General features: G+C 52.0%; 17 protein-coding genes. 5 read left to right on the top strand and 12 right to left on the bottom strand.

Translation table 11 applies throughout. The features are described 5' to 3' along the window. Positions 1-5 precede the first annotated feature (5 nt). The 6 genes from pstB to R3B84_03835 all read right to left on the bottom strand — a co-directional run bounded on the left by pstB (position 6) and on the right by R3B84_03835 (position 10,124). Positions 6-836 carry a phosphate ABC transporter ATP-binding protein PstB gene (gene pstB / locus R3B84_03860; GenBank protein ID MEZ6139686.1) on the bottom strand — a complete coding sequence of 277 codons (831 nt, stop codon included), beginning with the start codon at positions 834-836 and terminating at the stop codon, positions 6-8. A 69-nt stretch (positions 837-905) separates the two neighbouring features. Continuing rightward, positions 906-2,294, bottom strand: coding sequence for an ATP-binding protein (locus tag R3B84_03855; protein ID MEZ6139685.1), 1,389 nt, complete (start codon positions 2,292-2,294; stop codon positions 906-908). A 12-nt stretch (positions 2,295-2,306) separates the two neighbouring features. Continuing rightward, entirely contained in the window at positions 2,307-4,241 is a 1,935-nt protein-coding gene (gene pstC, locus R3B84_03850; protein ID MEZ6139684.1) for a phosphate ABC transporter permease subunit PstC, read from the bottom strand. A gap of 40 nt (positions 4,242-4,281) precedes the next feature. Next, positions 4,282-5,385, bottom strand: coding sequence for a phosphate ABC transporter substrate-binding protein PstS (gene pstS / locus R3B84_03845; protein ID MEZ6139683.1), 1,104 nt, complete (start codon positions 5,383-5,385; stop codon positions 4,282-4,284). 141 nt (positions 5,386-5,526) lie between these two features. Beyond that, positions 5,527-6,870, bottom strand: a complete 1,344-nt coding sequence (locus tag R3B84_03840) for an efflux RND transporter periplasmic adaptor subunit (GenBank protein ID MEZ6139682.1) — start codon at positions 6,868-6,870, stop codon at positions 5,527-5,529. A gap of 2 nt (positions 6,871-6,872) precedes the next feature. Beyond that, positions 6,873-10,124 carry an efflux RND transporter permease subunit gene (locus R3B84_03835; protein MEZ6139681.1) on the bottom strand — a complete coding sequence of 1,084 codons (3,252 nt, stop codon included), beginning with the start codon at positions 10,122-10,124 and terminating at the stop codon, positions 6,873-6,875. A gap of 71 nt (positions 10,125-10,195) precedes the next feature. Between R3B84_03835 and R3B84_03830 the strand changes: the two genes are divergently transcribed. Beyond that, positions 10,196-10,543, top strand: a complete 348-nt coding sequence (locus R3B84_03830) for a P-II family nitrogen regulator (protein ID MEZ6139680.1) — start codon at positions 10,196-10,198, stop codon at positions 10,541-10,543. Positions 10,544-11,230: 687 nt separating this feature from the next. Further along, on the top strand, positions 11,231-12,118 hold the full coding sequence (locus tag R3B84_03825; GenBank protein MEZ6139679.1) for a WD40 repeat domain-containing protein: 888 nt from the start codon (positions 11,231-11,233) through the stop codon (positions 12,116-12,118). Between the two features lie 1,085 nt (positions 12,119-13,203). On the opposite strand, the gene R3B84_03820 is transcribed toward R3B84_03825, so the two are convergent. From R3B84_03820 to R3B84_03810, 3 genes are all read right to left on the bottom strand, one after another. Further along, on the bottom strand, positions 13,204-13,974 hold the full coding sequence (locus R3B84_03820) for a DUF1080 domain-containing protein (protein ID MEZ6139678.1): 771 nt from the start codon (positions 13,972-13,974) through the stop codon (positions 13,204-13,206). Between the two features lie 102 nt (positions 13,975-14,076). Beyond that, positions 14,077-14,946, bottom strand: coding sequence for a glycosyltransferase (locus R3B84_03815; GenBank protein ID MEZ6139677.1), 870 nt, complete (start codon positions 14,944-14,946; stop codon positions 14,077-14,079). Next, positions 14,943-16,355, bottom strand: coding sequence for a phenylacetate--CoA ligase family protein (locus R3B84_03810; GenBank protein ID MEZ6139676.1), 1,413 nt, complete (start codon positions 16,353-16,355; stop codon positions 14,943-14,945). The genes R3B84_03815 and R3B84_03810 overlap by 4 nt, the downstream gene beginning before the upstream one ends. 126 nt (positions 16,356-16,481) lie before the next feature. Here R3B84_03810 and R3B84_03805 point away from each other — a divergent pair, with 126 nt between their 5' ends. From R3B84_03805 to R3B84_03795, 3 genes are all read left to right on the top strand, one after another. Then, positions 16,482-16,919, top strand: coding sequence for a TIGR03067 domain-containing protein (locus tag R3B84_03805; protein MEZ6139675.1), 438 nt, complete (start codon positions 16,482-16,484; stop codon positions 16,917-16,919). 122 nt (positions 16,920-17,041) lie between these two features. Next, the gene (locus R3B84_03800; GenBank protein ID MEZ6139674.1) at positions 17,042-17,995 is read left to right on the top strand and encodes a DUF4339 domain-containing protein; all 954 of its coding nucleotides are present in this window, start codon (positions 17,042-17,044) and stop codon (positions 17,993-17,995) included. 12 nt (positions 17,996-18,007) lie between these two features. Next, positions 18,008-18,325 carry a tetratricopeptide repeat protein gene (locus R3B84_03795; protein MEZ6139673.1) on the top strand — a complete coding sequence of 106 codons (318 nt, stop codon included), beginning with the start codon at positions 18,008-18,010 and terminating at the stop codon, positions 18,323-18,325. 141 nt (positions 18,326-18,466) lie between these two features. On the opposite strand, the gene R3B84_03790 is transcribed toward R3B84_03795, so the two are convergent. The 3 genes from R3B84_03790 to R3B84_03780 all read right to left on the bottom strand — a co-directional run bounded on the left by R3B84_03790 (position 18,467) and on the right by R3B84_03780 (position 21,045). Then, positions 18,467-18,985, bottom strand: coding sequence for a hypothetical protein (locus R3B84_03790; GenBank protein ID MEZ6139672.1), 519 nt, complete (start codon positions 18,983-18,985; stop codon positions 18,467-18,469). A 23-nt stretch (positions 18,986-19,008) separates the two neighbouring features. Next, the gene (locus tag R3B84_03785) at positions 19,009-19,554 is read right to left on the bottom strand and encodes a DUF4256 domain-containing protein (GenBank protein ID MEZ6139671.1); all 546 of its coding nucleotides are present in this window, start codon (positions 19,552-19,554) and stop codon (positions 19,009-19,011) included. Between the two features lie 117 nt (positions 19,555-19,671). Beyond that, complete coding sequence (locus R3B84_03780) at positions 19,672-21,045, bottom strand: mechanosensitive ion channel family protein (GenBank protein MEZ6139670.1); 1,374 nt, start codon at positions 21,043-21,045, stop codon at positions 19,672-19,674. Between the last annotated feature and the right edge of the window lie 49 nt (positions 21,046-21,094).

Genomic DNA, 21,094 nt, shown 5'->3' with positions numbered 1-21,094 from the left:
CCGAATCAACCGAAACGACCAGTAATGTAGTCTTCGGTTTCCTTTAAATTCGGTTTAGTGAAAATCTGCGGGGTGCGACCGCTTTCTACCAGCCGACCTTCATAAAAGAACGCCGTATAATCCGAAACGCGGGCTGCCTGCTGCATATTGTGGGTAACAATGATGATTGTGTAGGCTTTTTTCAGTTCTTCCGTGATCAGGTCTTCAATTTTGGAAGTGGACTTCGGATCCAGGGCACTGGCGGGCTCATCCATCAACAGAATTTCCGGATCGGTGGCCAGGGCACGGGCAATACAAAGGCGTTGCTGCTGCCCACCGGAAAGTTCCAGTGCGGATGCGTGCAGGCGATCTTTCACTTCGTCCCAAAGAGCGGCCTGTCGCAGACAGCGGGCAACCGTATGGTCAAGCAGATCGCGATCCCGCACTCCTGCAACACGTGGGCCATACACCACATTCTCATAAATTGATTTGGGAAACGGGTTCGATTTCTGAAAAACCATCCCCACCCGTCGACGGAGATCCACCAGATTGGTCTGGGAGCCATAAACGGGCACGCCATCCAGATCGATGCGACCTTCCACGGTACAGCCATCTATCAGGTCATTCATACGGTTTAGCAATCGTAAGAATGTCGATTTGCCACAGCCCGATGGACCGATCAGTGCCAGTACCGAGCGTTCCGGTACGGTCAGGTTGATATCAAACAGTGCCTGTTTGCCCGGGTACCAGAAATTGACCTTCTCGCAGACAAATTTGGCCTTGGCTTCCGCCAATTCCGGCACCACAGCGGTGTTGTTGCCACGTTGGGTGAAGATATCCGAAAAGATAACAGTCACTCGCCACCTCAGTTGCAATCCAGCAACATTGCTAGTTTACGTATTTCAGACAGAGCAATTATGTGAGTTTCATGAAGTTCCGACCAATTCTGAAATCGGAAAACAGACCCGAAAGGTGGTGCCGACCCCCAATTGGCTTTCCACATCCACCTTTCCCTGCATTGTCTGTACCAGATTTTTGACAATCGACAGCCCCAGGCCAGTCCCACCCAGTTCGCGGGAGCGTGCCTTATCCACACGGTAGAACCGCTCAAAGATCCGTGGCAGGTCGCGTGCGGGGATTCCGGGGCCGTTATCCACCACCCGAATTACCGCAAACCCTTGCTGCTGCGACAGTTCCAGCCGAATCTTACCACCCGCCTGCGTGTATTTGACCGCATTGTCGACCAGGTTATCGATAATTTCCTGCACTGCATCCTCATCGCCCCAGATGGACAATGGGCTGGTGGGCAATTGCTCCTCAAACTGCATATTTTTTGCCAGTGCCCGCTGCGTATGACGCTGGCGACAGGAATGCACCACACTGACCAGGTCCAGTCGCTTGAATTCGAACGTTTCTTCACCAGACTGAATACGGGCAAGGCTGATCAGGTCGAGAATCAGTTGTTCCAGTCGATTTGCCTGATCGTCCAGTTGCATCAGAAACATGTTGCACGCATCTGGTTCATCTTTAGCACCATCCTGCAGTGCCTCGACGCACGCCTTAATCACTGCGAGTGGGGTCTTCAGTTCGTGGGACACGTTGGCCACAAAATCCTGTCGCAGTCGTTCCAGTCGACGCAATTCGGAGGTGTCGTGCAACACCATCACTACGCCGGGGGCATCATCGGGTGGCAACAGAGCAATGTAGGCGGTCAAAAATCGGGGATTCAACCCACGGATGTCGATATTTTCACGGCGGGGCTCTTTTGATTGCCACACCCCCGCCACTGCGGTTGCCAGGGCGGGAATCCGCACGACTTCCCAGATCAGGCGATCAACCGTGCCGATCGGATCGAATTCGAGCATCCGGCCAGCGGCACCATTCGCAAATTGGATCCGCTGTTCCTGGTCAATCGCAATCACGCCTTCAATCATCCCACCCAGCAGGGTGCGAAGCTGCTTACGGTCGTTTTCCAGCGTTTTAAACTGTACTTCAATCTGGTCACTCATCAGATTGAAGGTGGTGGCCAGTTGTCTGGCTTCGCTCCACGGTCCACCCAGTACCCGGTACTGATAATTCCCTTCCGCAAGTTGTAACGCCCCCGCTTTCAGGTCGGAAAAGGCGTGTTTCATCATCCGGTTAAGTATCCACGCGGGCAGCAGCGACAACAGGCCGGACAGAACAATTATTGGCAGGGTTTCAGTAAAAAGTTCCGGGTACCAGCGACCGTGCACCGATTGCAGCACCACACCAGCAATAATCGTGGTGACACAGATCGAAAAGGCCACGAAGGTAATCAGCAGACGCCAATACATGAGAAACCTGAGTTAGTCAGCCCGACTGGCACTGACCAATCGGCGACCGGAAGCTAGGCGTATACATATGTTCATTACAAGAACAAAGGTCAGCAGTACGAATGCGGCGGCCCACGCCTGTCGCTGGAGGTCTGGCGAAGAATCCAGTGCATAGGTATAGATGTAGTATGGCAGAAATGGTGCCTTATCCGTCAGTCCATTCGGCCAGAATTCAGAACCATTCGCAGTCATCAACAATGGGGCAGTTTCCCCCGCAATCCGACCGGAAGCCAGCAGAATACCAGTCACAATTGCAGGGAGTGCAGCGGGTAAAATGACCCGCAACACCGTCTGATAGCGGGACGCACCTAAAGCGTAACTCGCCTGCCGAAGGGAACCAGGCACCAACCGCATCGATTCCTCCGCAGATCGGATCACCACTGGCAGCATCATGATCGCCAGAGCCACCACTCCAGACCAGGCGGAAAATCCAAACATCCGCGACGCCTGCAAGGGTGTGTAACCGAACAGATCAACAATCCAGGTGGGGCTGACGCACATCGAGTAAACAAATACCCCGATAATAATCGATGGGATCCCACCCAGAATTTCGGCAATAAATCTCACTGGTTTTACCAGCCAACTGCGATGGTACTCGTGCAGGTATATCGCGGTACACAAGGCAATCGGGACGGCGACGATCGTAGCGAGAGCAACCATGATTCCGCTGTAGACAATTGCGTGCAATAACCCCCCATTGGCGGGTAACTGCGTAAAGAAGCTCCAGTTGAGTGCATTCACCCCTTTCACGCAGATATAGCCGAGAATTAAGAACAGTGGCAACACCGTCAAAAAGGTCATGATGCTGAGAACAACCGTCATGATTTTGTTGATCACTGCTGCACGGTGACGTGCCTTGGCAGAAAATACCAGTTTAGTGTGGGTGCCATCCGCGCCCGCCTGCAGAGTAATCGGGCTGAACTTGCGGGTGATTCTTTTCGGATTCGACATCCGACGCACCAGCAAGCGGGCAATCACGTTCATGGTCACGGTGATCAGCAGCAGGAAGAGACCCATTGCAATCAGTGCAGAAACATGGTGGTCGGAGCTGGCCTCGTTCAACTGATTGGCAATCACAGACGCCATCGAATCACCGGTCGCCGTTAGTGCCACTTTAATGTGGCGAACATTTCCAATCAGCATGGTAACGGCCATGGTTTCGCCAATTGCTCGCCCCAATGCCAGGAAACAGGCAGCAATAATCCCTGGTCTGGCGTATGGCAGTGCTACGCCCCAGATCATCTGCCAGCGACTTGCCCCCAGTGCCAGCGATGCCTGGCGTTGGGCGGAGGGCACCGCCCGCAGCACATCGAAGCTGATAGCAGTAATATAAGGTAAAATCATGATTGCCAGAATAATACCAGCAGCCACGATTCCTTGACCCGATGATCTGCTTTCAAGGCCTAGAGTTTCATAAAGTGTGTTCAGATAAGGGGACAGAAATTTCAGACCCCAGAACCCATACACAACGCTGGGGATCGATGCGAGCAGTTCCACCAGAAAACTGGTGATTTTTCGCACCCCTGGGCTGGCAATTTCGGACAGGTACGCCGCCGCACCCACGCCGAATGGTACGGCAAGCAGCATCGCAATCAGCGAACTGGCCAACGTGCCGTAAACAAATGTCCAAATCCCATATTTCGGTGGGTCAGGATTGGGATCCCAAGTAGTACCGGTAAAGACCTGGTATTTGCTCGCATTCATCAACAATGGCCAGGAATCCCGAACCAGCATCACCACCAGCAGAAACGCGATCAGAATGATGAAAATCGCACACGACTGGCAAATGAATCGAAAAATCAGATCGCCCAATTTGCCCGTGGTCTGAGCAGCACCCGCAGATGGCAGTGGGTGGGGATCTTGTGATTTAGGGCTGTAGTAATCATCCGAATCGCGAGAACTGCTCATTTTGGTGCGTCTGCCTCCCAGTGGCATTGCTCAGGCAGGATTATTCAGCAACCATTTCATCCAGTCGAGCACCAATTGCCTTTTGCAACGGTGCTGGCAGAGGTGCGTAATGTAATTCTGGTGCAAATGCCTGGCCTTCGGTGGTTGCCCATTTCAGGAAATCCCGCAGGGGGGTCAGAATCTCTGCAGGCTGCTTTTTGTAAAGCACCGCAAAGCTCATCCCACAGATGGGGTAAGCAGCATCCGCATCCACGTCAGTGAGTGCATAAGTCAGTTTGTGCAGAGCATAGTTACCGGTTTGTGGCAGGCTCATTGCGGCTTCGGCAGCAGCAGACACTGCTTCCGGAGTGGGTTGTACTGCTTTGCCTTTGCGATTAATCAGGCTCGCGGTGGGCAATTTGCTTTCTTTGGCATAGCTAAGTTCCACATAACCGATGCAGTTCGGGTTACGGGTAACGTGGCCAGCGATCCCACCGTTCCCTTTCTGACCGAGGCCCACTTTTGGCCAGGCGGGCAGTTTATTGGCACCAATTTCCGCACCAAAGGTGCTGGGGGCTGCTTTCGACAGATAATCGGTGAAAATGAACGTGGTACCACTGCTTTCAGCACGATAGACCGGCACAATTTCCGATTCCGGCAGTTTCGCACCAGGGTTCAGTTTGGTAATTGCAGGATCGTTCCAGCGGGTGATTTTACCCAGATAGATTGCCGACAGGACGTTCCCATCCAGCTTCAGATCGCCGGTAAAGCCTTCCAGATTGTAAATAATCGCCACTGCAGCCATCGTGGTGGGAATGTGCAGGACTTCACCATTCATTTTCGTAGCGGCATCCAGTTCACTTTGCTGCATCGGTGCGTCTGAACAGCCAAAATGCAGTGTGCCTTTCGTCATATTCGTGATGCCGAAGCCAGAACCGTTCGACTGGTAATTAATTTCAATAACGCCCTTGTTCTTCCGGTCCGCACTCCAGGCCTGCATGATCGGGTTGACGAAGGTTGCCCCGCCACCTTCCAGTCGCTTGACTGGTTCCACATTGGTTTTCGAGTCGGAACTGCAGCCGTACAGAAATGCAATGCCTGTCAACAGAAATGCGGCACCCACAGAGCGCACCAGCAGGCGGGTATTCACGGATTGTGAAAACATATTCACTATTCCCAAAAAAGAGGAGAGCAAGAGTCTACAATCTAGTTGTATAGCCCATCTTCACAATTCAGCGTGCAGGAATCGCGATGAATGTGTGAAGATTGTGTGAAGAAAAACTCCAATCGCTTCAGGTGGCAACTTTCAAGGCACCGTTTGACCGTCGCTGACCAGGTTTGCGGGGCTGGCAATGCTTTCGTTGCCCGTAATCGGTTGCCAGGCAGTTGCCCCAAGTCTTTTGTATTCAAGGACTTGCGTTGTTTTACCATCCCCCCGCCCCGGTTTGGCCAGCACCCGGACTGCTTTCCCGCCTTCAATCAGATAAAATGAGAGTTCCTCATTAATTTTAATGAGTGCGGACGACGGCACCGCCCATTGTGCGGGCAATGTGACTTTCAGTGCGGCATGCACATACATGCCGGGCCGCAATTCCTGTTTGCCGTTGCTGAGGTCCACCTCGGCACGCAGCGTGCGGGAACTAGGTGCCAGTGACCATGAGGTGCGTGAAATTTTACCGCTGACGGTCTGCTGATTGGGCAGCCGAATGTCGATTTCTTGCCCCACTTCCACCAACCCGGCATCATTTTCAGGGAAATGAAACACCACACGAACAGGATCGACGCGGGCAATCGCAAAAACTCCTTGTTTGGCATCCGCCTTCACAAAATCCCTGCGGTTGATCGTGCGGCGAGTGATGATACCATCAAAAGGTGCCCGGATGGTGGTGTATTTTCGCATTGCATCGGCCCGCCGTGCATCACTCTTTGCCACATCCACGTGGGCTTTCGCTGCCGTGATATCAGCAATCGCTTTTTCAAAATCGGCATCCAGTTTGTTGACCATTGCCGCAGACGATTTGACTTTGGCCTCCGCTTCCGCCAGATTTGCCTGGGCTGCTTTGAATTGATTCAACGTTTCGTCGCGTGTCTGACTGTCAATGACACCGTTGGCAACCAGTTTTTCCACGCGGGCATACTCAGATTCCCAACGTTCGAAAAGTGCTTTACTTTTCTGCAGCGATGCCGAAGTTTCGGCCAGAATCGCACGCCCGGAATCTACACCGGCTTTCGCAGCCTCGGCAGCCTTCTCTGCCTGGATCACGTGGGCCTCCGCCTGAACTACAAAAGCCGTTTTCTGGATGAAATCTTCTTCCACTTCTGGAATATCCAGTTCAGCCAGAATCTGGTTTTTCAGGACTTTGCTGCCAATATCAATCGTCAGATCGTGGCTGGATGCTTCTTTTTTGTTTGGATCTTCAGCCAGTTTACCCACAAAACCCGGTAATTTGGCGTGCAGCTCGATTTCTTCATACGCTTCGATGGTGCCAGGTTGTTCCACCAGACGCACAACTGCTTTTTTCTCTGGCCGCACCGTGGTGATTTTTCCAGCTTCTGTAGGTGCTACCGCCACCGGGGGTTGTTTTTTACAACCACTTGTCAGCAAAGGACTTAAAAAAATAAACAACAAGCTATATAACTTCCGAGGCATTGTTAGTGACCTCCCTGATTCGAAATTCCAGTGGCAGTGTAATAACGTGGGCTGGCAGGATCAAACGGGCTGAGCGATGCTGATTGGCGGGAGGCCCCGTGCATGATCATGCCGAAGGCAGCCGGCAGCACAAACAGCGTGGTTAAAGTTGCAAAAAACAACCCACCAATCACCGCACGGCCCAGTGGGGCCACCTGGTCGCCACCTTCACCGATTCCCAACGCCATTGGCACCATTCCCGCGATCATTGCGGCACTGGTCATGATGATTGCCCGCACCCGTCCGCGGGCACCTGAAATACCAGCCTCCAGTGCCGATTGACCTTCCATGCGTGCCCGCTCTGCAAAAGTGACCAGCAGAATCGCGTTCGCTGTGCCCACCCCGACGGCCATGATGGCACCCATGAACGATTGCAGGTTAATCGTGGAACCGGTGAGCAGCAACAGCCCCAGCACACCCACCAGAATGGCGGGCAGTGGGATCATGGAGATCAACGCCAGCCGAAACGATTGAAAATAACCAAACAACAGCAGGAAAATAACCACCACAGCGATAATCAGCCCCTGCAGAATCCCACTGAAGATTTCATTAAATGGGTCTACCTGACCACGCACCGCGACGGTAACCCCCTTCGGTGGGTCACCTGCTGCCTGAATTGCCTTGCTCACTTCACTGGCCATCGCACCCAGATCGGAATCGGCGAAATTGGCAGTCAGTGTGACAATCCGTTTCATGTTGTATCGGTCTACTTCCCCAGGCATGGTGCCTTCCTGCACTTTGCCGATGTCCCGCACCAGCACATTCTGATCGGTGTGGGACAGTACAGGCACCAGTTCCAGATCTTTCACCGAATTGACCAGTGCGTTGGGCACTTCCACCTGCACCTGATAACTGACGCCCGATTTGGGATCTCGCCAGTAGTTGGGCACCGTAAAGCGGCTGGAAGATGTAAACGGCGTGACCGCACGTGCCACATCTTCGGCAGTCCCACCGGTATTTGCGAGGCGTTCGCGGTCAATTTTCACTTCAACGGTGGGGTAATCCAGTGGCTGAGAAAACTGTAAGTCCTTTAACGAGCCGATCATAGCCATTTCCTGCCGAATCTTTTCCGCGTGGGCTCGATTCGCATTCACATCGGAACCTGATACCTGCACCTCGATTGGTGTCTGGGCACCAAAGCTCATCACTTCGTTGACAATATCTGCTGGTTCAAACGACAATTTCAGTCGACTGGCCCGGTCGTTCGCTTCAACAGCCGGCACCCCTTCCGCAATCCATTTCTTTGCGGTCCACTCCTGCAGGTGGGTGGGGAGCTTTTCCCGCAGGCGGGCTTTCAGCTCTTCCACCGATACGCTACGATCTTTAATCGCAATCCGGATTGCCGATTCGTGCGGCCCACCCATCCAGAGATACACACCATTAATGGGATAGGCGGAATGCACCACGCCCACGTAACCCAGCGAGATTTCAACCTCCCCACAGGCGGCCTTCACTTCTTCATTGATGTAGCGAAGGGCTTCCTGAGAAATTGCTTCGGTTTGTTCAATCCGTGTGCCGGTGGGTGCCCGCAACCGCAGTTGAAACTGTCCCGCATCCACCTGGGGGAAAATATCGGTGCCGATAGTGCGACCAAAGAACAGCGCCAACAGCACCGCACCCACCAGAAACGCAGGCACCAATACGGTGCGGAGTGATTTCAGCCGTTCCAGCCAGCGGGAATAACCTGAAAATTGCTGCCCACCTTCGCTTTCGGCCTGATGGGGCCTGGCTTTCAGCAACCAGATGGCGATGACAGGTACAAAAGTACTCGAAAGCAGATAACTGGCAATCATTGCGAAGGCCACCGCCAGTGCCAATGGCAAAAACAGCCCACGTGCGGCACCTTCCATCAGAAATGCGGGGATAAACACCGCCAGAATGCACAACATCGCCAGTAAACGCGGGATTGCCGTTTCGGTTACTCCGTGCCACACTGCTAACGCCAAGGTGGGCTGTTTTTGGTATTGCGAATGGATATTTTCCACCGCCACCGTAGCTTCATCGACCAGAATGCCCACCGCCAGTGCCAGCCCACCCAGGGTCATCAGGTTGATCGTGTGGCCACACAGCCACAGGCCAATCAGTGCGGCAGCAATCGCCAGGGGAATGTTCAACACCACCACCAGCACACTGCGCCAATCCCGCAGAAATACCAGCACCATCAGGCCCACCAGACCTGCTGCCAGCAAACCTTCTAAGGCAACCCCACGGACGGCATTGGTCACATAAGGTGACTGATCCATTTCAAAGCTGACTTTGATATCGTCTGGCAGTTCTGCCTGCATTTTCGGCAGGTTTGCTTTCACGCGGTTCACTACATCCAGGGTGGAGGCATTGGCCCGCTTCGTAACCAGAATATAAACCGCACGCTTCCCATTCACCAGCGCATAACCTGTGGCAGTGTCGCTGGCATCTTCAATCAGTGGCTGACCTGTCACCGGATCGCGTTTCACCACGTCACGCAGAAAGACCCCGGGCTTTACTTCGATCGTGCCTAATTCCGAAGGTTGCAGCACCAGCGCATTGGTGGGCACCAGGGGCATTCGTTCCTGTATCCGGATCTGTCCTGATGGTGCAATCGAATTGCCTTTGGTCAGAGCATTGACCACATCATTGGCAGACAAGCCATACGAACGGAGTCGTTCGGGGTCCGCACGGCAGACAATGGTGCGTTGACTGCCACCAAACGGTGGGGGTGCAGAAACCCCTTCAATGGCGGCAAACATCGGCCGCACCTTGAACAGTGCCTGATCCTGAATCTGGCCAATTGTTTTGGTATCGCTGGACATTACCAGAAAGCCCACCGGAACGCTTCCGGTATCAAACCGCATAATAAACGGATTGACGGTGCCAGGCGGCATAAATGCCCGACTTCTGTTGACATAGCCCACGGTTTCGGCCATTGCCTGAGCCATATCGGTGCCAGGGTGGAAGTGCAGCTTCATCAGCGATACCCCCTGCACATTTTTCGATTCCACGTGGTGGATGCCGTTGATGTACAGGAAGTGGTATTCGTAATAATTGGCAATGAACCCTTCCATCTGCTGGGGGTCCATCCCTCCGTAAGGCTGGCAAACGTAAATCACTGGCAGATTTAAGGCGGGGAAAATATCCACCTTCATCCGATAAACAGCAAACGCACCCGCAGCGATCATCCCTGCAACGAATACGACGACAGTGATCGGACGGGTCAGTGCCCACTGAATAGGGTTCATGGTGCAATAATATTGTTGCTAAAGCGCCTATCTTAACAGAGAAGCATTCAGAAAAGTTGCGAAAAAAAATTATGAAGCTGATTTTAGCCATTATCCAACCATCACGACTGGAAATTGTGAAAGAAGCATTAAATCAGGTGGCAGTCTACCGCCTGACGGTGGTGGATGTATACGGGTTCGGCCGCCAGAAGGGTCAGTCGGAAGTCTTTCGTGGGCATGAAGTTGCGGTAAATATGGTGCGTAAGGTGCAGCTTCAGATTGCAGTAAATGAAGACTTTGTAGAGCCCACGGTGAATGCGATTGTGCAGGCAGGCCGGACTGGCACCGATGGCCGGGTAGGAGATGGGAAAATTTTCATTTTGCCCATGGACGACTGTGTCCGCATCCGCACCGGCGAACGTGGCCCCGAGGCGATATGAGACATTTGTGCAAGCGTTCATGTATTTGACGTATGACGGGAATTTCTGAAAGAGATCGCACGCAAAGTCGCAAAGACGCAAAGTTTCGATTGAAATTACCCACAGTACGAGATTTTTCTCCAGACGGTTGAGTAACAAACGTCATTCCCTTAGGCGGGAATCCAGGGCTAACATTCGAAGTTGATCCAAGAAACTGCCCCACTGAAATCGTCATTCCCGCGGAGGCGGGAATCCAGGGCAGTATACTCGAACTACAATCAGTTAACCGAAACACCACGAAAACCGTCATTCCCGCGTAGGCGGGAATCCAGTGTGCTTCACATGGTAATTAAGAAACATTAGTGCACAAATCATTCCAATCCGAATTGTCTTTCTCAATCAAATTGTTCCATCGTTGAGTAGCTTCTCGCCTTCGCGGGAATGACGCTTTCTCGTAAGGTGCGTATGCCTGGATGCCGCATTGGGGTCTTCGACTGTAGCTTCCCGCATTCGCGGGAATGACGTTGCCTGGGTGCCAGTGCGGTGGTCAACTTCATCCTAGGAGATACAATCTGGCTGCTGTAAGATTTACCAAAGTAGAAACTCTGTGAAGTTTGAAGCAACCTCAAGTCCTCTCCTCGCCCCAAAACACCCTAACGGGTGAAGGTGTAGCATGTCGAGTGCGATGCAGAATGAGAACCCATAACAATGATAGACCTTCACTATTTCCCTGAACCGGCATTTCACCAGGAGAGGTTGATATGGGCCGATTGGCTGGAAGATCATGATCTCCCCGACCAGGCTGCCCAGGTGCGAGCACAGTCTTGGGCGGCCTTAGCCAATGGCGAGTTAGCAGTTCTCACGGGGCACACGGACTATGTGTATGACGTAGCGTACAGCCCGGATGGCCAGCGGATCGTCACCGGCAGCAAAGACGAAACCGCGAAGCTGTGGGACGCCGACACAGGCAAAGAACTTGGCACCCTGACTGGGCACAGAGGCAGTGTGAATAGCGTAGCGTTCAGCCCGGATGGCAAACGGATCGTCACAGGAAGCACAGACGATACCGCGAAGGTGTGGGACACCGACACGGGCAAAGAACTCCGCACCCTGACCGGGCACACTTATATTGTGGAGAGCGTGGCGTTCAGTCCGGACGACCAGCAGATCGTCACCGGCAGCAGAGACGATACCGCGAAGGTGTGGGACGCCGACACGGGCAAAGAACTCCGCACCCTGACCGGGCACACGGGCTCTGTGTATAGCGTGGCGTTCAGTCCGGATGACAAACGGATCGTCACCGGAAGCACGGACAATACCGCGAAAGTGTGGGACGCCGACACGGGTGAAGTACTCCGTACCCTGACCGGGCACACGGGCTCTGTGCTTAGCGTGGCGTTCAGCCCGGACGGCAAGCGGATCGTCACCGGCAGCAAAGACGAAACCGCAAAGCTGTGGGATGCCGACACGGGCAAAGAACTCCACACCCTCACAGGGCACACGGACTTTGTGGAAAGTGTGGCGTTCAGTCCGGATGGCAAACGGATCGTCACCGGCAGCTACGACAAGACCGCAAAGCTGTGGCACGCCGAGTAAAGGCTGGGCCGTAAAACATTTGGAAGACTTGAGACGGACATTTGTACTGTCGCCTTACTTCCCCACTTTAGGTGGGGTGGGTTTCCAGGTGGCCCGTTTAATGATAACTGGCTGTTCTGGTTGTTCAGCGGTGGGGTCGAATTCCAGCGGCATTATCAACCACCATACTCTCTAGAGAAAGAATCCGGTGTATACATCCGGCACTATGTGTCGTGCAACCAGACTGCCGGACATAGCAGCTGTATTCCTCGCCAGACATTCAGTACGTCAGACAGCAAACAATGCATTTCAAACTTCGAGCCGCCCCATGCTATTGTGATTCCAGGTCTCATTTCATTGCTTGGGTCAAAAGCACAAGCCGCATGTCGAACTTAATGTGGCGACGATTTTCCGACTACTCAGCAGTCCAGTATTCCCAATCTGGTGTGGCAGGATAAGTGGGCATCAGTTTATTAGGTGCACATCGGGTTTCTGGATTCCCGCCTCGCGGGAATGACGATTGCCTTCAAAATTTCTTTGCGACTTCGCGACTTTGCGTGCGAAATCAGCCGCGGCAAATGTAAATTCCGTTTCCTGACGCTTCTGGTTCGTTTTGTCCTTTGGAATTCATGAAGAAATTTTGTCTTCTTGGCGACGTGGCGTCTTGGCGGTCGTTCATTAATAAGAGATTCCCTTGCAGCGATGAAGGCGAAAACCAACCGTGGCTAACGCCATCGGCTTACAAAACAAGTACCCTTTCCTCTCTTTTGGCGAAGCTGGGGTGTGGTCAAAGTGTGAAGTCATGGATTCCCGCCTTCGCGGGAATGACGATTCTGGTGGGCATCAGTTTATTAGGTGCACTTCGGGTTTCTGGATTCCCGCCTGCGCGGGAATGACGATAAGGTCACAACGCCCAAGATCAACCGTGACTAACGCCATCGGCTCACAAAACAGCCGATACGATTTCGAGTTTATTGCACTGGATTCCCACCTTCGCGGGAATGACGATTCTGGTGGGCATCAGTTTATTAGGTGCACTTCGGGTTTCTGTAGTGCATTGCCCGCCTGCGCGGGAATGAAGGTTGTTGGATTCGCTTCAGCCGAACTTACTTTTTCTTCGGTGCGACTTTCTTCGGTGGGTTCAGGTTCTTGGCTTCGGCTGGGATCGGCATGTCGGCTGGGGTCAATTCTGTGCAATCAGTCAGTTCTTTCAGCTTGATATCCTTGAACTGCACCACCATGTTGCCCATGCCTCGGTGAATCTGGAATGCCAGCAGCCCTTCCATTGCCCGCTTATCTTTCTGGAAATCGATCACTTCGGCAGTCACCTGACCATTGATCTTCTGCACCAGGTGGTTGGCTTTGGCAATAATCTCGTATTCATTCCAAGCGTCGCCTTTCAATTTTGCCAACACATCGGCATCCGGTGTCACACGTAGTTCGTGGCGGGCACCTTTTTCATCAATCCAGGTCTTGGTGCCACGATTACACAGGAATCCACGGCCACGTTCTTCGTACAGAATACCGTTGTACTGCTGTTTGCGTGCGGCGGAATCAATATCTGCCTGGTAGCCCGAAATAATGAACTTTTCTTTGTCCACCAGTTTCGCACGATACTGCACGCCGGAATTGCCACCAACGATCTTGAATTGCAGTTTCAGTTCAAAATCTTTCAGTTTGCCATCCCACACAATAAAGCTGTTGTTGGGAATGTTGCCATCGGTTTTGCCAGTAATGGCACCGTCTTCGACAGTCCAGTACTCTTTCACGCCGCTCCAACCGGTCAGATCTTTGCCGTTGAACAGCGATTTCCACTCGTCCGCCTGGGTGGTGCCCACAATGGCGAACAGTGCCACTGCAATCCATGAGAATTTCATGAGAGGTTCCTTGTAAGAATGTTTTGGTAGGTCACTTACAAAGAACCATTTTATGCACCAAAAGTAAATCAGAAAAAATGATCGGTGGGAAATTTGTATTTGCTACTTCACCTGCAGCCGGTGGGCCACAATGCCCAGTAACGACTTGAATGTCTGCAGCAACCTGCCATCGTACCACGTGGCGTGCAGGTAATCTGCCAGCGATTGCACCAGTTTTTTATCTCGGTAATACCAGCCCCGCGTGCGATACGTGGAACTATAGCCCGCCCGACGTGCCGAGGGACCCACGAATCGTTCATATTTTCGCATCGTACCCAGGGCAATTTTCACCCGTTCCCCCACCCGACGCGATAAATTCGCATGGCCTGTGCGGTAACGCACCAACGGCACATCTACATAGTCAAATGAATGTTCGATCGATAGGCGGAGCCACAGTTCGTAGTCGATTCCCAATGCCAGGTGGGGATCAAATCCACCCGTTTTCTGCCACACATCTTTGCGAACCATACTGCTGGAAAAGCAGATAAAGTTCTGCACAAACAGGGCATCGGTCACTTTTCCACGGTGCATCACGTGGTGCGTGATTTCAATGGGATTTCCCGCACCATCAATGCCAGCGCGACCGGTGTAAACTACTGCTGCATGAGGGTTTACGTCGATCAACTCTGCCTGCAGCCGTAACTTTTCTGGTTCCCAGAGATCATCGCCATCCAGAAAGGCAATCCAGTCGCCCTGTGCCAGGCTGGCACCCAGATTTTTCGCACCTGCCTGGCCAATGCCTGTTGTCCGCACCGTGCGAATCCGGGGATTGCTCTCATATTTTTTTAATACTTCTGGCGTGGGATCGGTTGAACCGTCATCCACGACGATCAGTTCCCAGTTCTGCAATGTCTGGTACAGCACCGATTCGATGGTTTCCTGCAGATAGTGGGCATAGTTTCGTGTGGCAATCACCACGGAAATCAGTTTCATGCTGCCAACTCCTGCAGGTAGCGTTGGGCCACCGGCGAGATACAGAAGCGGTATTTTCCAGATTTTTCCTGCGGTAGTGAGTCCAGCAGTTCCACATCGTAAGTCATTGCTGGGCCGAAGGTTGCGCGAACCAGCTCGCCTATTTTCTTTGCCGATGCGGGGCCGTATTCTTCGCCAGGTACCAGTCGCACCTGCAGGTGAGTGGGGAGGTCCTGAACCAGTTGAATCTGGGCCGCACCCGGGATGTGCATGGCGAAATTTTCTGTCAGCGAAATGCCGGAAATCAACTCCCCGGTGGGTGACAGCACGTAGTCGGCCTCGCGACCAAACAATTCTTCAAGCATCGGCAGGCCACGTCCGCACGAACAGGTGCGGGAGCTGGGCACCACCACGTCGCCTACCTGATAACGAATCAGTGGCATAGCTCTGTTCACTAAGTCCGTTACCAGTAAGGACTTACCGTTGGGAAAGCGGGTATCATCGGCAAATTCCAGGTGCACCGAATCGCTGTTGATATGCAGCCCACGGTGGGCTTCACATTCGCTGGCAATCAGGCTGACTTCCTCGCACCCATAGCGATTGGTGACGGGTGTTTGAAATACCTGTTCCATCAACTGTTTCTGCCAGTGGTGCAGCATCATCGCGGCAGAAATGATCCCACCTGGCCGCACGTGGTAGTGGTGTTTTTTGCAGAACACGGCCAGCAGATACAGTGAATGAGCGTGCCCAAAGAGTAAGCCGGGCTGTTTTCGCGTTAAGTCCTTTGCAAATGCATGTAAACGCTGATCGTTGACATGTAAAGTATCCAGATAGACCGCTCGGTCGATAAAGTGGTTTACCAGGCGTCCTTTCCAGCCGAAGTGGCGATATTCCGGATTGCCCCAGACTTTTGCCACCCGATCCCCCACTTGGTACCCACTCCATTGATCACTACGCAGGGTGCAGGCCTGTTTCCAACGCAGTGCCGGTTCATCAATCGCCACCTTTAGTGGCACGCCCGTGGAGCCAGACGTAGTTTTCCAGTGAATCGTGCCTAGGTCGGTGCGGATCGAGCGAAGCGACGTAAGTTCTTTGCGGATATGGTCTTTCGTCACGATTGGCAGGTGCTGCAGATCCGCAATCGTGCGAATATCGTTAGGATGCAGCCCCGCACGTTGCCAGTGGGTGCGGTAAAAGGGTACGGTCTCCCACGCATGCCTCAGTTGGGCCTGCACCAGTTCCCACGTGCGGTGCTGAATGGTTTCGGGAGAGTCGAATTGCCGCCGTTCCAGCAGATGAAGGTGGCGATAAAGGGGATTTCCCTGCTTCATTGCCCACAATGGGCGGAGTAATCTGGCATTCAAGGTGCGTAGCATCGCTGGATTCCATTCCAAGTAGAAGGTTATCTTAACACGTGAGATGGACTTCATGCAAGATTCATGGAAAATTCGTACTACCAAGCTTGACAAAATTACTGGAACTATGTTCAATTATTTTATCGCCCCACCTGTTGTGGTGATGGGTGCGGTTTGGCGAATTATGAAAGGGAAATGAAAATGAAGACGATTTTGGGAATGATGTGTGCGTTTTTGGTGGTTGCAAGCACTTATGCAGAAGAAAAACCAGTTGCGAAGTTCGATGATGCCGCACTGAAAGGCACCTGGACTACGGTGAAAGGTTGGAATAACGGAAACAAGGTGGAAGAAGCGAATCTGGAAGGGGATATTACTTTTGAAAAGGGCGTGATTACGATCAAATCAAAGGATATTACCCACAAAATGTCGTTTAAGATCGATCCCAAAGGCAAGCCGATGCACATTGATATGGAAGGTCTGGATGGACCTGCAAAGGGCTTTACAACAGTAGGAATTATTGAAGTGGAAAAGGATTCGATGAAGCTGGCCTACGCATTTCCCGGTGGCAAACGCCCCACCGCGTTTGAAAGCAAAAAGGATTCGATGGTGTTCTATTTCGAACTGAAGAAAAAGAAGTAACTGGTAATTTCTTCACTTACCGAAGAAGTTTTTCGCAAATTCGTGTCCAGAGACAATGATCTGCCCATAAGCTAACTCTTCTTAATCTTTAATCTTCGATTTCTTCTTCGGAGTACATTCTCGTGAGTCAAGAGTGGTACTACAGCGTCGATGGTGATCGCCAGGGACCGGTGGGTCCTGCCGACCTGAAAAAACTGGCAGATCAAGGCAAATTACGCCCGGATGATTTGGTGTGGAAAGATGGCATGCAGGACTGGATGCCAGCCAAATCGGTCAAAGGGTTGTTTTCTGCAACGAGTAGCCAGTCGCTTCCCGCCGCAACGGAACAAAAGCCGGTCGATGATGCACGGAATGTAAAAAAAGCCGCACCCGTGGAAGATGACGAGGAAGAAGAGCGGCCGAAAAAGAAAAAACCTCGTTATGACGACGAAGACGAAGAAGAGGACGATCGACCGAAGAAGAAAAGTGCTCGTTACGAGGATGACGAGGAAGAAGAACGGCCGAAAAAGAAAAAATCTCGTTATGACGACGAAGACGAAGAAGAGGAACAACCAAAGAAGAAGGGAATCTCCAAGACAGACTTCAACTTTGGTTCCAAAACCGAAGAGGAAGATGACCGACCAAAGAAAAAGGCCAGCTCAAAGAGCGACTTTGCTTTTGGTGCTGATGATGAGGATGAGGAAGACGATCGCCCACGCAAAAAAAGCCGTGGCAAGTCGTACGACGATGATGATGAGGAAGATGACCGCCCACGGAAGAAACGTGCGGTGAATCGATACGACGATGAAGATGACGACGATGACGATGCCCCACCACGGAAGAAGGGTTTGGCAAAGTTCGACAAGGAAGAAATTAAAAGCAAAAAAATGGTTGCTGGCATATTAGGCATTTTACTCGGCGGCTTGGGCATCCATAAATTCTATCTTGGATTTACAGGCGCAGGCATTATTCAGATATTACTGAATTGTGTCCTTGCGGGTGGTATCATTGGCTTGATTGAAGGTATTATTTACCTGACAAAAGACGAGAAGACTTTTTATCAGGACTACATTGTTAAAAAGAAACAATGGTTCTAAGCGAGGTGGGTGTTGGCGGCACGTACTCCCAGAATGCAGCAGATTGAAGAGTTACTGGCAGAAGACCCCACCGACAGTTTTCTCCGGTATGGTCTGGCGATGGAATACCGCAGTGCGGGCGATGATGCCACCGCTGCGGAGTTGCTGAAAAAGTTGCTGCAGGATACTCCCTATGTGCCCGCCTACCTGATGGTGGGGCAATTGCTGAATGAACTGGGTAAGTGGGAAGAAGCCATTACCTTGTTGAAACAGGGCATTCAGCAGGCCCAAAATCAGGGGAATGACCACGCAGCAGGCGAAATGCAGGGCCTGCTGGCTACAATTGAGTAGTACTTCAACCCCAATTTCATGCGAGTTGATCGAATAGGCGAAACAGGAAGTCATCCACTCTGTAAGAGATTGCAACTCGATTCGTGAATTCCGCAAAATTGCTAAACTTACCTCACGTGCCACTCCTGTGCGGATGACCTGCTACACTCCATTAGGTTCCCTAAGTTCCCTGGCACGTTTCAAAGTTTCTGGATGGATCGGTGCAGACACCATACCCCATTCTGGATCGCCTGGTTCGTAGTGTGGGTACAACTCTGACTGGCGAAAATCCAGGCAGAACACCTGGAGAAATTCGTGCCCCTTGGCAGGTTGAATGATACCAAAAAATGCTCTGTCCGCACGATCTACTGCCCAAAAAGTCATTGGGAAGCCACGTAACTGGATTTGTTCCCAAAGATCGGGGTGCTTTGCCCACATCCTGTTATAAGCGAGGTGCAATTCGTTTTCTGGATTATCATTGCGTTCGAATCCAAAAAGTACCACACTTTGAAAGATTTTTGCTTTATCCGCTGCAAAAATCTGAATCCCTTTTCGTAATTTTTCTGCCACCAGTTCAAAAAGTTCATCAATTGGAATGGTGGCATCAAAATCTGCGTATACCCAGAGTGCCTGCCCATCATCGCCAATCGGGTAGCCAAATCCCCATACAACTTCCTGCATCACATGCTCCTGGAGATTGATGTTCAAACCCGCAATAGCCCACGAAAACCACGGGCAGCGTAATACGACTGGGCACCATTGTGGTAGACAAACACCGCATTGTAACGCCGATCGCCGAAAAGTGCCCCACCCAGAATTCTGATGGCAAATGGGGTGACCAGCCAACTGGAAGTTTTGGTGTCAAATTCACCTAAGTCCTGTAACTTACGGTAAAGCTTTTCATCTAACAGTTCAATGCCCATGCTGGCTGCCATTTCCACCGCACTGTTCGCTGGTTTTTGTTCTTTGCGGGATTCCAGCCCTTCACGATCGTAACACACGCTTCGACGTCCCGTGGGGCTTTCCGGCGAGCAATCACAGAACAGGTATTCATCCGTTGCTGGATCGTACCCGATGACATCGGGCTCCCCACCGGTGCTTTCCATTTCCAGCAAAGACACCAGCTTTTTCGGTTGTTTTGCCAGCTTTGTTGCAATGGAATCCCACGCCAAACCCGGGTGGAGGCTGGTATTTGCTTCAAATCTACGTTGGAGGGTGCTAAGCAGCTCTTTTCGTTCGCTGGCCTTCATGCGATTCTCAGTGACAGTTGTTTTGTTGTACGAATATCAAAAATGTTCCACGTGGAACACTGATGCCTGTACGATTATTTGATTGTAGCCCACGTGGGTGCCAGACGAAGTAATCAATCATTTGGAAACTGGTTGGTCTTCCAGCAAGTTCGTGCCGGGCTCTGGCGTGCGGGAATGGCTGGCTTGGGTATTAATCGCACTATCCTCGCTGGAAAACCCACCTTCGGCAACAGTTTCCGGTGCTTCCGGTGGCAGCACGATTTCTTCTGTGGCACGGCGGGGCTTTTCCGGAGTGGTTTGAGGAATTTCCGCTGGATGCCCAAAAATATTCAGAAAGCTGGTCATATCCGGGTGGATCATCCCATGACCCTGAAACGATTGTTTGATCAATCGCATCACCGAAGACCGCACCTTCCCCTGACTGTGCGTTAAACCATTGACCCAGAAGTAGATGCGCAAACTGATCGACATATTGCCAAAATCTTCCACCAGAATCAGTGGTTCGGGATCTTTTAGCACCGCTGGGTGTTCTGTCAGAATCTGCAGGGCCAGATCTTGGGCTTTTGCCACCGAATCGGTGTAAGATATCGCAATCAGAAAGTCGACACGGCGATTCGGGTTACTGGTGTAGTTGATAATTTTCGATTTGAATACCGTGGCATTCGGCACCTGGATATGGTTGCCATCCAGCGACATCAGGATGGTAACGCGGTAAGTCATCCGTTGCACATAGCCAGTGGTTCCTGCCAGTTCAATCAGATCCCCCGCCTGAAACGGTTGTTGAAAACTCAGAAACAGGCTGGATAGGAAGTTTTCAGTAATATCGCGGAACGCGATCCCAAGAATCAGGCCCACCAGCCCGGTACCACCAATCACCGTACCCGCCAGGCGGGTTAATCCGGCAATCGACAGAATCAGATACAAGCCCACCAGAAAGATCACCATACTGCTGGTGCGGTGGATCACCCCACGTAATAGAGGATTGGAAATGTGGGGCCAGAACAGATACTGCACCAACCGCGTGGTCCATTTGGCAATAATCCAGCAAAAAAAGAGGATCACCAGGCTCAGCAGCAATAATGGCACCAATTCCAGAAACTGACTGCCCAGTGAGAGCAATCCATTGATGGTGGGGCGAAAATCAACAATCGGCTCATCTGCTTTCAGCCCGTTGAAGACGGCTACCACTCCTTCCACTTTGGAAGCGGTATCCCCCGCCCACGTGCGACGCACCTCCGAAGTGGTCTCGCCTTTCAAAAACACTACCCCTTTTTTGACGGAAACATCCACGCGGGTGTAGTATCCGGTGGCTTCCAGAATCTCCACAATGCGGGTTCGAATGTCATCGTCACTGACCTGATCGGTCACAGAAACCGGCCCGTTCGGTGCGGGATTACCATCTTTCGGCTGAACTGGGTCCAGATTCGGCTGTGCCCCCACGTACGTGGGCAGAAAAATGAGAGAACAGAGCAGGAAGAATGAGATTTTCATGAGAAATTGCTGTTAGTGCACTTCAGGGGCCATTTTTTCGTTTCGATAC

The organism is Zavarzinella sp. (genome assembly GCA_041399155.1).
In the GTDB taxonomy this organism is placed as follows: Bacteria; Planctomycetota; Planctomycetia; order Gemmatales; family Gemmataceae; genus JAWKTI01.
Note: the sequence above shows the minus strand (reverse complement) of the source record. Positions and strands in the feature narration are given on the sequence as shown.

Coding starts and splice junctions, on each gene's coding strand:
- R3B84_03840 (MEZ6139682.1), bottom strand. CDS start 6,870: ATGCCTCGGAAGTTATATAGCTTGTTGTTTATTTTTTTAAGTCCTTTG.
- R3B84_03830 (MEZ6139680.1), top strand. CDS start 10,196: ATGAAGCTGATTTTAGCCATTATCCAACCATCACGACTGGAAATTGTG.
- R3B84_03820 (MEZ6139678.1), bottom strand. CDS start 13,974: ATGAAATTCTCATGGATTGCAGTGGCACTGTTCGCCATTGTGGGCACC.
- R3B84_03780 (MEZ6139670.1), bottom strand. CDS start 21,045: ATGAAAATCTCATTCTTCCTGCTCTGTTCTCTCATTTTTCTGCCCACG.
- R3B84_03790 (MEZ6139672.1), bottom strand. CDS start 18,985: ATGCAGGAAGTTGTATGGGGATTTGGCTACCCGATTGGCGATGATGGG.
- R3B84_03810 (MEZ6139676.1), bottom strand. CDS start 16,355: ATGAAGTCCATCTCACGTGTTAAGATAACCTTCTACTTGGAATGGAAT.
- R3B84_03835 (MEZ6139681.1), bottom strand. CDS start 10,124: ATGAACCCTATTCAGTGGGCACTGACCCGTCCGATCACTGTCGTCGTA.
- R3B84_03785 (MEZ6139671.1), bottom strand. CDS start 19,554: ATGAAGGCCAGCGAACGAAAAGAGCTGCTTAGCACCCTCCAACGTAGA.
- R3B84_03815 (MEZ6139677.1), bottom strand. CDS start 14,946: ATGAAACTGATTTCCGTGGTGATTGCCACACGAAACTATGCCCACTAT.
- pstC (MEZ6139684.1), bottom strand. CDS start 4,241: ATGAGCAGTTCTCGCGATTCGGATGATTACTACAGCCCTAAATCACAA.
- R3B84_03805 (MEZ6139675.1), top strand. CDS start 16,482: ATGAAGACGATTTTGGGAATGATGTGTGCGTTTTTGGTGGTTGCAAGC.
- R3B84_03855 (MEZ6139685.1), bottom strand. CDS start 2,294: ATGTATTGGCGTCTGCTGATTACCTTCGTGGCCTTTTCGATCTGTGTC.
- R3B84_03825 (MEZ6139679.1), top strand. CDS start 11,231: ATGATAGACCTTCACTATTTCCCTGAACCGGCATTTCACCAGGAGAGG.
- pstS (MEZ6139683.1), bottom strand. CDS start 5,385: ATGTTTTCACAATCCGTGAATACCCGCCTGCTGGTGCGCTCTGTGGGT.